Origin of the sequence: Pseudomonas sp. GM74 (assembly GCF_000282455.1) — a bacterium.
Lineage (GTDB): Bacteria > Pseudomonadota > Gammaproteobacteria > Pseudomonadales > Pseudomonadaceae > Aquipseudomonas.
Genome location: NZ_AKJG01000108.1, coordinates 36,863 through 49,154 on the forward strand (window position 1 = coordinate 36,863; position 12,292 = coordinate 49,154).

Below are 12,292 nucleotides of genomic sequence, written 5' to 3' on the forward strand. Positions count from 1 at the left end.
CTCGTCGAAGAACAAAAGCCCGGCAAGGGTGACTGGAGTGAGCAACTGAACACGCGATAACCCGTTAGAAGGTTATTTGATTAGTTTTGCCCTTGGGCAAGTTTCCATTAGCGATTTCGAGAGACGGATGAACATCACCACCTTTGCCAAACGCCTGTTCCTGCTAGTCCCGCTGCTCCTCTCACCTGCCGCCTTCGCGGTCGAGATGATGCCTTCGCCACCACAACTGGCTGCCAAGGCCTATGTGCTCATGGATGCCAGCAGCGGCAACGTGCTGGTCGAGAACAATGGTGACCAGCGTCTGCCACCGGCCAGCCTGACCAAGCTGATGACCGCGTACATCGCGACTCTGGAAATCCGTCGTGGCCAGATCGGCGAAAACGATCCGGTGACCGTCAGCGAAAACGCCTGGCGCACCGGCGGTTCGCGGATGTTCATCAAGGTCGGCTCGCAAGTCACTGTCAGCGACCTGCTTCACGGCATCATCATCCAGTCAGGCAACGACGCCAGTGTCGCGCTCTCCGAGCACATCGCCGGTAGCGAGGACGCCTTCGCCGACCTGATGAACAAGACCGTCGCCGACCTGGGCATGACCAACACCCACTTCATGAACCCGACCGGCCTGCCGAACCCTGAGCACTATTCGTCGGCTCACGACATGGCTGTGCTGGCTCGCGCGATCATCCATGAAGACCCGGCTCACTACGCGATCTATTCGCAGAAAGAGTTCTTCTGGAACGGTATCAAGCAACCGAACCGTAACCTGCTGCTGTGGCGCGACAAGACCGTCGACGGCCTGAAAACCGGCCACACCGACGAAGCCGGCTACTGCATGGTGTCCTCGGCCGTACGTGACGGCATGCGCTTGATCGCCGTGGTCTTCGGCACCAACAGCGAAGTGGCCCGTGCCGCCGAAACCCAGAAGCTGCTGACCTACGGTTTCCGCTTCTTCGAAACCCAGACCTTCTATCAGAAGGGCACCGAGCTGGCTCAGGCTCCGGTCTGGAAAGGCTCCACCAACCAGGTCAAGGCCGGTCTGGCTGAAGACCTGACCATGACCCTGCCAAAAGGCCAGCTGAAAAAGCTCGCTGCCAGCATGACCATGAACCCGCAGCTGATCGCGCCAATCGCCAAGGGCGACGTGATCGGTAAAGTCGAAGTGAAACTGGACGACAAGGTGGTGCACAGCGCTGATCTGATCGCTCTGGACGCTGTCGAGGAAGGTGGTATCTTCCGCCGCATGTGGGATAGCATCCGTCTATTCTTCTACGGCTTGTTCAACTGAATTTAGTGTGCACCTGCATGGCTCCGCGCTGATCTGGCGCGCAGCCATGCCCGTCGCCACGGCTTACGCTTACGAGGCCGTTACGCCATGACCGATACCGAAGTAAAGGCGCCAAAGATCGAGTTCCCTGCCAATGATTACCCGGTTAAGGTGATCAGCGACACCGGCGTGGGCAACAAGGACAGAATCATCGACATCGTGCGCAAATACGCAACGATCAACGATGAGCGCGTTGACGAGCGCCAGAGCAGCAACGGCAAATACACCACCATTCAGTTGCACATCGTTGCGACCGATCAGGACCAGCTGTACAACATCAACAGCGAACTGCGGGCAACCGGTTTCGTGCACATGGTGCTCTGATGTCCGGTGTGCTGGGCTTTCGCGAGCTCGGCCAGATGGCTTACGAGCCGGTCTGGCATGCCATGCAACGCTTCACCAACGAACGCGGCAGCGATGCCGCCGACGAGATCTGGCTGGTTGAGCATCCCGCGGTGTTCACCCAGGGCCAGGCCGGCAAGGCCGAGCACCTGCTGCTCCCCGGGGATATTCCGGTGGTGCAGGTCGACCGTGGTGGTCAAGTGACTTACCACGGGCCCGGCCAGCTGGTGGCTTATCTGCTGCTGGACGTGCGCAAGCTCGGGTTTGGCGTGCGCGATCTGGTCAGCCGGATGGAGCAATGCCTGATCGAGCTGCTGGCCAGTTACGGTGTCACCGCCGTGGCCAAGCCCGATGCACCGGGTGTCTACGTTGACGGAGCGAAAATCGCTTCCCTGGGTCTACGGATCCGTCACGGCTGTTCCTTTCACGGCCTGGCCTTGAACGTGGACATGAACCTGGAACCGTTTCGACGGATTAATCCCTGCGGCTACGCCGGGCTGGCGATGACCCAGCTGAGCGATCACGCAGGATCGATTGAATTTGCCGAGGTAAGTGCCCGGCTGCGCGCGCAGCTCGTCAAACACCTCGACTATGCTGAGCAGACGACCCTGACGGGCGGAATCGACTGATATGACTACTGATGCAGTGCAAACCATGATCCCGACGCTCGATGTCACCGAGCGCCCGGCCCCGCGTCCCAAGGTTGAAGCCGGCGTCAAGCTGCGCGGCGCCGAAAAGGTTGCACGCATCCCGGTGAAGATCATTCCGACCACCGAACTGCCGAAGAAACCTGACTGGATTCGTGTACGCATCCCGGTTTCGCCGGAAGTCGACCGCATCAAGGCCCTGCTGCGCAAACACAAGCTGCACAGCGTGTGCGAAGAAGCGTCCTGCCCGAACCTGGGCGAGTGCTTCTCCGGTGGTACCGCGACCTTCATGATCATGGGTGACATTTGCACCCGTCGTTGCCCGTTCTGCGACGTCGGCCACGGCCGTCCGAAGCCACTGGACGTCAACGAGCCGGAAAGCCTGGCCATTGCCATCGCCGACCTGCGTCTGAAGTACGTGGTAATCACCTCGGTGGACCGTGATGACCTGCGTGACGGCGGTGCCCAGCACTTTGCCGACTGCATCCGCGAAATCCGCAAGCTGTCGCCGAACGTGCAGCTCGAAACCCTGGTCCCGGACTACCGTGGCCGCATGGACATTGCGCTGGAAATCACCGCTGCCGAGCCGCCGGATGTGTTCAACCACAACCTGGAAACCGTGCCGCGCCTGTACAAGGCTGCGCGTCCGGGTTCGGACTACCAGTGGTCGCTGACCCTGCTGCAACGCTTCAAGCAGATGATGCCGCACATTCCGACCAAGTCCGGCCTGATGCTGGGCCTGGGCGAGACCGACGAAGAAGTCATCGAAGTCATGAAACGCATGCGCGAGCACGACATCGACATGCTGACCCTCGGACAGTACCTGCAACCGTCCCGCAGCCACTTGCCGGTGCAGCGCTTCGTGCACCCGGATACCTTCGCCTGGTTCGCCGAGGAAGGCTACAAGATGGGCTTCAAGAACGTTGCCTCCGGTCCGTTGGTACGTTCCTCGTATCACGCCGACGAGCAGGCCAAGCTGGTCAAGGCCGAGCTGATGTCGTCCTGATCGACTGTGAAACATAAAGCGCCCGCAAGGTTTCAAAGCCTTGTGGGCGTTTTTTTGCCTGGCCTACGGCCGCGGCCGTTTTTTCCTACAACCTGCGGGGCGACTGGCCCTCTTCTGTTTGTCCCCGTTCCTGACTACTGTGTGCTGAAGTTCTCACCCAGGGAGATTCACGGATGACCGCTCGACCGACCCTCACCCTTTGCCCTCATGCTCCCGTTCCGGCACTGCCGTCGGAAGGCATGATTGGCGTCATCGCACCCGCCGGTCCCGCGCCGCTGGACACCGACAAGGCGGTGCAATGGATGCGTGCCCGGGGTTATTCACTGAAAGTGTTTCCCGGGGTCTACGAAAAAAACGGCTACCTGGCCGGTAGTGACGAGGTGAGACTCGGCGATCTGCATGCAGCGTTCGCCGACAGTGAGGTGGATGCGATCATCTGCCTGCGCGGTGGTTACGGCACGCCGCGCCTGCTCGACCGCATCGATTTTGATTTGCTGCGTGACAACGCCAAGCCGTTCGTCGGCTACAGCGACATCACTGCGCTGCATCTGGCGATCAGTCGTTATGCCGGCTTCGTGACCTTTCATGGTCCGTTGCTCAATGCCGACCTGCTGGGTGACAAGCAAATACCTACGGAGTCTTCGTTCTTCAACATGCTGCGCGGGCAGGTGAGGGCGGGCACGGTGCTGGCTCATCCGGTGGCCTACCCGCTGACCACGATCGAGCCTGGCGTGGCTCATGGGCGCTTGCTCGGAGGCAATCTGGCCATGATCGCCGCGACCATGGGCACGCCCTACGAGATTGACGCCGAGGGCGTCATTCTGTTGATCGAGGACATCAACGAGCCGCTGTATCGCATCGACCGGTTGCTCACCCATCTGCGGCTGGCAGGCACGTTGCACAAGCTGCGCGGCGTGTTGGTCGGGGATATGGCGGGGGTTGAGGTGCCAGCACTGGACAGGTTGCTCAAGCAGACCTTCGAGCCATTGAAGATTCCGGTGCTGTCTGGGTGGCGCAGTGGGCACTGCGACCCGAACCTGACGCTGCCCATGGGGGCGTTGGTGCGGCTGGATGCGGGGAACAAGGAGTTGGTGCTGGAGCAGGACGTGGTGGTCAGGCGCTAGATTTTCGCTGTCTGTCAGTCAGTCTTCGTCGGATCGCCGCCCGGAGCAAGCCCGCTCCCACAGTGTCCGCGTCGTACACAAATCATGTGAACGCCCCTGAACCTGTGGGAGCGGGCTTGCCCGCGATGCTTTTAGCGGTTACGCAGTCCTTCGAGCAACTTGTGCGTCGGATAGCCATCCGCCGGCCAGCCAAACGACTGCTGGGCGCTGCGGATCGCCTTGCGAGTATTGGCGCCGATGATCCCGTCGGCGGTGCCGGCGTCATAGTTTTGCGCGCTCAGCAGGTTTTGCAGCTCGATCCGCTCGGTTCGGCTCAGAGGCAGGTCATCCTTTGGCCACGTACCGCTGATCAAGCCTGTGCCATTGAAGCGTTCGGACAACAGGCTCACACCCAAGGCGTAGGACGACGAGTTGTTGTACTTGAGAATCGCCCGGAAGTTATCGAGTACCAGGAACGCCGGGCCACGGTAACCGGCCGGCAGCAACAGTGCGGCGGACAACTGCTCGGAGCCGGCCGGGACCTGGCCTCCGTTGGGCAGCGTAACGCCCAGTTGGCGCCATTCGGCGACACTCTTGCGAATCGTGCCATCGGCCAGCACGTAGTTGAAACCGCTCGGCAGCTGGACTTCAAAGCCCCACGGCTGACCTCTCTGCCAGCCGGAGCTTTGCAGGTAATGCGCGGTCGAGGCCAGGGCGTCAGCCGAACTGCCCCAGATATCGCGACGGCCGTCGCCGTCGAAATCGACGGCGTGGGTGTTGTAGGTGGTCGGGATGAACTGGGTCTGGCCCATGGCGCCGGCCCAGGAACCCAGCATCTTCTCGGGTTCGATGTCGCCTTGTTGCAGGATTTGCAGGGCCGCGATCAATTGCGCGTGGGCGAAGCCGGGACGGCGACCTTCGTAGGCCAGGGTCGCCAGCGAGTTGATCACCGACTTGCTGCCCTGGAACTGTCCGAAGTTACTCTCCATGCCCCACACCGCCACCAGTGCCTGGCGATCCACGCCGTAGCGCTGCTCGATGCCTTGCAGGATGTCGGCGTACTGGGCGATCAGCGACTGGCCTTTGCGTACCCGCAGCGGCGACAAGGCACCGTCGAGGTATTCCCACACCGGTTTTGCGAATTCCGGTTGGCTGCGGTCTGCGCGGATCACGCTGGGGTCGAAGCTGACATCGGCGAAGGCGCGGTCGAACAGATCGGCACGGATGCCGGCGGCCAGGGCATCCTTGCGGAAACCTGCCTGCCATTCGGCGAAGGTCTGGGTTGGCTGGATGTCGAGGTTCTCACCGGTCGGAACCACAGGCGGAACAACCGCCGGGGCGGTGGCGACAGGGAGCGTCTGAAGCGGCTGAGCGTCGGCTGCGGTCGGTTTTTCCGCACAGGCGACAAGCAAAACAAGGCTGGAGGCAGCGATCAATTGGCGTAAGTGCCAACGACGGGAAAGACAAAAGGGCATGCACGGGTCCAGGGAATACGAATCAGGTACAGACCTTAACATGTCGAAGGGGGGTTCTGCTTTACGCAGCCAGAAAGTAAGAAGCCTCCCAGCTGTCAGACTGGAAGGCTTCGCGGCGGTAACTGCCTTTGCCCTTGGCGGGGCGTTCCTGGCGGCTGCGGAACAATGGCTGGGCGATGATGGATTTGGCCTTGTTGGGGCCATGCGTTGATGGCTTTTTGCTCATGATGATGCCTCGCAAGTGAGTGGTTTTTGCGGGGCAAATCATCGGCCGAAGTTGGAGGGTTGTCTATAGGGCGGATGGATCAGTGTTTTGCAGAAAGCATCTGTAGCAGCTGGCGAAGCCTGCGTCCGGCTGCGCAGCAGTCGTAAACCCTGAGTTCCGGATTATCCTGATACACCGTGCTTCCTGATTTTGCGACTGCTTCGCAGTCGTACGCAGGCTTCGCCAGCTGCTACAGAAAGTGCGATTACTCTGCGGGCAGCGACAATTTTTGTCCGGCCATCAACAACGTCAACCGGCTCAAGCTCATCCACGGCGAACCGGCCGCCTGGCCCTTGATCTGCGCATCGATGCGCTGCGCTTCGAGCAGCAGTTGCGCCCAGCGTTGGGCCGAGTAGCGTTGCAGGGCTTTGCTCATCAGCGGTTTACGTTTGTCCCAGACTGGCGGTTTGGCCTGGCTGAAGGCCTTGTCCAATGGCGTACCCTGGCTGTATTGCAGAGAAATATTGGCCAGCAGACGCAACTCCCGGGCCAGGGCCCAGAGAATCACCGGCGGCTCGACGCCCTCACCGCGCAACCCTTCGAGCATGCGCAACGCGTGGGCTGCTTCACCGTTGAGCACTGCATCGGTCAGGCCAAAGACGTCGAAGCGCGCACTGTCAGCCACCGCGGCCTGCACGGTTTCAACGGTGATCTGACCGCCTTCGGCCATCAGTTTGAGCTTTTCGATTTCCTGGGCGGCGGCCAGCAAGTTGCCCTCGACCCGCGCCGCGATCAGCTCAACGGCGTCCTGGCTGGCGGAAAGCCCGGCCTGGGACAAACGTTGGCGGATCCAGCTTGGCAACTGGGCGACATCGACCGGCCAGATCTGCACGAACTGGGTCTGCTGTCCTTCGATCAGCGCCTTGCCCCACTTGGTTTTCTGCGCGCTGCCATCGAGTTTCGGCAAGCTGATCAGCAGTATGGTGTCGTCGGCCGGGCGCGAGCAGTACTCGATCAGCGCGCTGGCGCCCTTGTCGCCGGGTTTGCCGGACGGCAGGCGCAGTTCCAGCAGGCGTTTTTCGGCGAACAGGGACATGCTGGCACCCGCTTGCAACAGCGTCCCCCAGTCGAAACTGGCGTCGGCGGCAAACACCTGGCGTTCATCGAATCCCTGCTGACGGGCGGCAGCGCGAACAGCGTCGGCTGCCTCCTGGCACAACAACGGGTCATCGCCGCTGATGATATAGACCGGCGCAAGGGCGCCTTGCAGGTGTTTGGCGAGTTGGGCGGGGGCGAGCTTCATAGGAGAGGGCGAACGGGGCGCCCGGGCGCCCCGTAAGTCTTACTGCTGCGGCAGTTCGACAGGCGACTGACGCGGGGTATCCGCTTCAGCCTTCTTTGCCGCTTCCAGCGCGGCGGCATCAGCCTTGGCCCTGGCTTCGGCAGTCTGCTGCAACTTGGCCAGTTGGGTCGGGCTCAGTTGCTCCAGGCGCAGCATCATGCGCTGGACCATCTCCCGACGGCCTTCTGTACGGGCCGTTTCAGCTTCCTGGTCAGAGCCCACCAGGTTGTTGCCGTCGTGCATGTAGATTTTCTGCACTTCGATTTTGTCGCTCAGCAGTGCCAGATCACCGCGACCAAGGATGTCGTAGTTCAGCACGGTAGTGATCTGGTACTCGCCGGCATGACCGGCACCTGCGTAACTGAGGATGCGCTGGGTTTCCTGTTCATTGGTCAGCACCAGCTTGTATGGGGCGCCGTTATAGACCTTGACGCCGCTGCCAGTCAGTACCTGGCGCAACTGGGTAACCGTTGGGCCATAAGCGTTACGGGCGCTCAGGTCGAGTTCCTTGATCGCCAGTTCATTGGTGCCGGTGCCGCGCAGCTGGAAACCGCAGGCGCTCAGCAGAACCGCGAGGCCCATCACCAGCAGATTGCGTTTGATCATCTTGTTGCTCCCCTTGAAACCATGGGGGCCGATCAGGCGGCCCGAAAGGTTTTACTCGGCGCCAGGCTCACCTGGCGCCTGATCCAATTAGCTGGCGACGATATTGACCAGTTTCCCGGGCACTACGATCACTTTACGAATGGTCAGACCGTCGACGAAGCGCAGCACGTTCTCGTTGGCACGGGCGGCGGCTTCGACTTCTTCACGGCTGGCGCTGGCCGGCATTTCGATGTGGCCACGCAGCTTGCCGTTGACCTGAATCACCAGTTGCAGGCTGTCCTGTACCAAAGCGCTGTCATCCACCACCGGCCAACCGGCGTCGATTACAGGTTCAGCGTGACCCAGTTGATTCCACAGCTCGTGGCTGATGTGCGGCGTGATCGGAGCCAGCAGCAGGGTCACGGCTTCCAGGCCTTCCTGAACCAGCGCGCGATCCTGTTCGGTGGCCTGCGCGGCTTTTTCCAGCACGTTCATCAGTGTCATCACTTGGGCGATGGCGGTGTTGAATTTGTGGTTCTGACCGACGTCCTGGCTGGCCTGCTTGATGGCCAGGTGGATCGAGCGACGAACGGCTTTTTGCTCGTCATTCAGGCCGGCGATGTCCAGTTTGCCCGGGAGGCCCTGAGTGACGTGGGCTTGAGCCAGGCGCCAGACGCGCTTGAGGAAACGGTGCGAACCTTCGACGCCGGAATCGGACCATTCAGCGCTCATGTCAGGTGGCGAGGCGAACATCATGAACAGGCGGCAGGTGTCTGCGCCGAACTGGTCGATCATCGACTGTGGGTCGACGCCGTTGTTCTTCGACTTGGCCATCTTTTCGGTGCCGCCGATTTCCACCGGCAGGCCGTCAGATTTCAATTTGGCGCTGATAACCTTGGCTTTGCTGTCACGCTCAAGCTCGACGTCCGCCGGGTTGAACCAGGTGTAAGCGCCATTGGCTTCGCGGCGATAGTAAGTCTCGGCGATCACCATGCCCTGGGTCAGCAGGTTCTTGAACGGCTCGTTGGAGCTCACCAGGCCTTCGTCGCGCATCAGCTTGTGGAAGAAGCGCGCGTAGAGCAGGTGAAGAATCGCGTGTTCGATACCGCCGATGTACTGATCCACCGGCAGCCAGTGGTCGGCCGCCGATTTTTCCACCAGGCCGCCTTCGAAGTGCGGCGAGGCGTAGCGGGCGTAGTACCACGAGGACTCGACGAAGGTGTCCATGGTGTCGGTTTCACGCTTGGCGGGCTGGCCGCATTTAGGGCAGCTGCACTCGTAGAACTCGGGCATGCGCGCCAGTGGCGAACCGGCGCCGTCGGGTACGACGTCTTCCGGCAGCACGACTGGCAGTTGATCTTCCGGTACCGGCACGTCACCGCAAGTATTGCAGTGGATGATCGGGATCGGGCAGCCCCAGTAACGCTGGCGGCTGATGCCCCAGTCGCGCAGGCGGAACTGGGTACGCGAGGCGCCCAGCTCTTTCTTGATCAGCGCGACTTCGATGGCGTCGAAGGCGCCCGCGAAGTCGAGGCCGTCAAACTCGCCGGAATTGATCAGCGTGCCGTGCTCGCCGTAGGCGTCTTGCCATGGCGCCGGGTTGCTGTCACCGGAGCTGGTGCGCACTACCGATTTGACCGGCAGGTTGTACTTGTGGGCGAATTCGAAATCGCGCTCGTCGTGGGCCGGAACCGCCATCACCGCGCCGTCGCCGTAGTGCATCAGCACATAGTTGGCGACCCAGACCGGCAGTTTTTCGCCGGTCAGCGGGTGCTCGACGAACAGGCCGGTCGGCAGGCCTTTTTTCTCCTGGGTGGCGACGTCGGCTTCGGCCACGCTGCCGCCCTTGCATTCAGCGATGAACGCTTGCAGCTCGGGATTGTTCTGTGCGGCCAGGGTGGCCAGGTGGTGTTCGGCGGCTACGGCGACGTAGGTCGCGCCCATCAGGGTGTCCGGACGGGTGGTGAAGACTTTCAGCGCGCCGGTTTCGCCGATGGAATCGACGTTGTACGGGAACTGCACTTCCATGCCACGGGATTTGCCGATCCAGTTGCGCTGCATGGTCTTGACCTGTTCAGGCCAGCCAGTCAGTTCATCGAGGCTCTCCAGCAGCTCATCCGCGTAGGCGGTGATCTTGAAGTAGTACATCGGGATTTCGCGCTTTTCGATCAGCGCGCCGGAACGCCAGCCACGGCCGTCGATCACTTGCTCGTTGGCCAGGACGGTCTGGTCGACCGGGTCCCAGTTCACCGTGCCGCTTTTCTTGTAAATCACGCCTTTTTCGAACAGGCGGGTGAACAGCCATTGTTCCCAGCGGTAGTAATCAGGCTTGCAGGTGGTCACTTCACGGGACCAATCCACCGCCAGGCCCAGGCTGCGCAGCTGGGACTTCATGTAGGCGATGTTTTCGTAGGTCCACTTGGCGGGCGCCACGTTGTTCTTCATCGCGGCGTTTTCCGCCGGCATGCCGAAGGCGTCCCAACCCATGGGTTGCAGAACGTTCTTGCCTTGCATGCGCTGGTAGCGGGAGATCACGTCGCCGATGGTGTAGTTGCGCACGTGCCCCATGTGTAGCTTGCCGCTGGGGTAAGGGAACATCGACAGGCAGTAGTAAGTCTCCTTGCCTGGCTGTTCACTGACTTCAAAGGACTTTTGCTCGTCCCAGAACGACTGGGCGGCGGCTTCGATTTCACGGGGCTGATATTGTTCGTGCATGGCTACTTTTGAACTGAATAGGGGTGGCCTAATCCTCTTCAATGCAACGCTGGACGCTGATCTCGCCACATTGGCGTTTTCGATGTCCAGCCGAGCTGGAAGTGGAGTTACAGGAAGCGCCGTAGCATACATGACCGCGCTCTACCGAGGGAAACCCTGATTGCTGCCGCGCGTCTCGCGAAAACCGCCGCGAGGGCCGTTGGTCGCGGCGTTCAGCCGGTTTGTTCATGGAAGCTAAGCTCTAACTGGGGAGTAGGTCTTATCTTCCAATGAGGTGAGGGATGGTTGAGTCACAGCAAAAAGCTACGAAACCGGAGCTGTACGAAAGACTGATCGATCGTTTGGCCCTGGCCCTGGAAGCGGCAAGAACTGCTGGCCGGTTGCGTGACGTACGCCCTCTGGAGCTGGAACTGCGTGGCCTCAGCCCCGCAGAGTTTGCACTGGTCAAGGCGTATCTGGATCGCAGTGAGCGTGAGACACACGGATGCTTGTCAGAGGCGGTAAAGCAACTCGACGCACCACGCTCGGCCAAGATCATCTGGCTCAAGGACAAGGTTCCCGGCAGAGACGCGGTAAAGGTCCGGTCTTTGCAGTTCAAATAAGACGCAGAGCCGTGCTCCATGGTTTTTTGAAGCATAGTCCTTCTGTATTGATTGTCGCATTGCGCTAACCCACTTAGGCTTCGGGCATCTCCAGGAGATGCTCGATGCCTTTTCGTTACTTTGTAAAACAACTTCTATTGCCCCCCGGCATTCTATTGCTGCTGCTTTTGCTTGCCTGGTGGTTGCGCCGCTCAAGGCCAAGGCTTGCCGGTGTGTGCTTTGCACTGGGGCTGGGTGGTCTTTGGCTGATGAGCCTGCCGGTGGTGGTGCAGTGGAGTGCCGGCCTGCTCGAGCGGGAGCCACCGCTGGCCCGCGACGAATGGGCGGTGCTGGGGCAGCGCGCGGACGCCATCGTTGTCCTTGGTTCCGGGCGCGAGCGCGGTGACGCGGCCTGGGGCGCCGACCAGCCTACGGGTATCGGCCTGGAACGCCAGCGCTTTGCCGCGCGGCTGGCCAAGGCTTCCGGCCTGCCGGTACTGACCAGCGGCGGCTTGCATTACGGCACTCCGCCAAGCGAAGCGCAGATGATGGCTGACTCCTTGCGCGACGATTTTGGCGTGACCGTGCGCTGGCAGGAAGGGCGCAGCCGAACGACCTGGGAAAATGCGCAGTTCAGCGCCCAGGTGTTGCTGCCACAGGGTGTCAAGCGTGTGGTGCTCGTGACTCATGCCGGGCATATGCCACGGGCGGTCTGGAGTTTCCGCAAGGCCGGGTTTGAAGTGGTGCCGGCGCCGGTAGGGTTTCTGGGCGGCGACAATGCGCGGCCACTGGGTGGCTGGATGCCGGAGTACAAGGCGATCTGGCAGAACGGGCAGTTGATGAACGAGGCGGTGGGGCAGATCGGTTATTCGTTGTTCTACTGAGGTGATGTTTGCGGTGATTGATGAGGTGCCTGTGATGCCGCCTTCGTCGGATCGCCGCCCGGAGCAAGCCCGCTCCGGGCGGC

The 12,292-nt window shown here is 61.1% G+C and carries 12 protein-coding genes; 7 read left to right on the top strand and 5 right to left on the bottom strand.

Going from position 1 to position 12,292, the window contains the following annotated elements:
- Positions 1–127: 127 nt before the first annotated feature.
- The 5 genes from PMI34_RS07175 to PMI34_RS07155 all read left to right on the top strand — a co-directional run bounded on the left by PMI34_RS07175 (position 128) and on the right by PMI34_RS07155 (position 4,443).
- Positions 128–1,285: a D-alanyl-D-alanine carboxypeptidase family protein gene (locus PMI34_RS07175; protein ID WP_008052382.1), complete on the top strand. Its 1,158-nt coding sequence runs from the start codon at positions 128–130 to the stop codon at positions 1,283–1,285.
- An 87-nt stretch (positions 1,286–1,372) separates the two neighbouring features.
- Complete coding sequence (locus PMI34_RS07170; RefSeq protein WP_008052383.1) at positions 1,373–1,648, top strand: DUF493 domain-containing protein; 276 nt, start codon at positions 1,373–1,375, stop codon at positions 1,646–1,648.
- The gene (gene lipB, locus PMI34_RS07165; protein WP_008052388.1) at positions 1,648–2,295 is read left to right on the top strand and encodes a lipoyl(octanoyl) transferase LipB; all 648 of its coding nucleotides are present in this window, start codon (positions 1,648–1,650) and stop codon (positions 2,293–2,295) included. The genes PMI34_RS07170 and lipB overlap by 1 nt, the downstream gene beginning before the upstream one ends.
- Before the next feature lie 25 nt (positions 2,296–2,320).
- On the top strand, positions 2,321–3,319 hold the full coding sequence (gene lipA / locus PMI34_RS07160) for a lipoyl synthase (RefSeq protein ID WP_162130289.1): 999 nt from the start codon (positions 2,321–2,323) through the stop codon (positions 3,317–3,319).
- Positions 3,320–3,492: 173 nt separating this feature from the next.
- Positions 3,493–4,443 (top strand): S66 peptidase family protein, encoded by a 951-nt coding sequence (locus PMI34_RS07155; protein ID WP_008052390.1) that lies wholly within the window; start codon positions 3,493–3,495, stop codon positions 4,441–4,443.
- Positions 4,444–4,574: 131 nt separating this feature from the next.
- Here PMI34_RS07155 and PMI34_RS07150 read toward each other — a convergent pair whose 3' ends face one another.
- From PMI34_RS07150 to leuS, 5 genes are all read right to left on the bottom strand, one after another.
- A complete protein-coding gene (locus PMI34_RS07150; RefSeq protein ID WP_008052391.1) occupies positions 4,575–5,897 on the bottom strand; it encodes a lytic murein transglycosylase in 1,323 nt (440 codons plus the stop codon).
- A 61-nt stretch (positions 5,898–5,958) separates the two neighbouring features.
- Entirely contained in the window at positions 5,959–6,123 is a 165-nt protein-coding gene (gene arfA, locus PMI34_RS07145) for an alternative ribosome rescue factor ArfA (protein WP_008052393.1), read from the bottom strand.
- Positions 6,124–6,367: 244 nt separating this feature from the next.
- Entirely contained in the window at positions 6,368–7,405 is a 1,038-nt protein-coding gene (gene holA / locus PMI34_RS07140; protein ID WP_008052394.1) for a DNA polymerase III subunit delta, read from the bottom strand.
- A 39-nt stretch (positions 7,406–7,444) separates the two neighbouring features.
- A complete protein-coding gene (locus tag PMI34_RS07135; RefSeq protein ID WP_008052395.1) occupies positions 7,445–8,050 on the bottom strand; it encodes an LPS-assembly lipoprotein LptE in 606 nt (201 codons plus the stop codon).
- Between the two features lie 87 nt (positions 8,051–8,137).
- Positions 8,138–10,744 (bottom strand): leucine--tRNA ligase, encoded by a 2,607-nt coding sequence (gene leuS / locus PMI34_RS07130; RefSeq protein WP_008052396.1) that lies wholly within the window; start codon positions 10,742–10,744, stop codon positions 8,138–8,140.
- 281 nt (positions 10,745–11,025) lie between these two features.
- On the opposite strand from leuS, the gene PMI34_RS07125 reads away from it, so the two are divergent.
- Positions 11,026–11,346 (top strand): hypothetical protein, encoded by a 321-nt coding sequence (locus PMI34_RS07125; RefSeq protein WP_008052397.1) that lies wholly within the window; start codon positions 11,026–11,028, stop codon positions 11,344–11,346.
- 104 nt (positions 11,347–11,450) lie between these two features.
- The gene (locus tag PMI34_RS07120; RefSeq protein WP_008052398.1) at positions 11,451–12,209 is read left to right on the top strand and encodes a YdcF family protein; all 759 of its coding nucleotides are present in this window, start codon (positions 11,451–11,453) and stop codon (positions 12,207–12,209) included.
- Positions 12,210–12,292 lie beyond the last annotated feature (83 nt).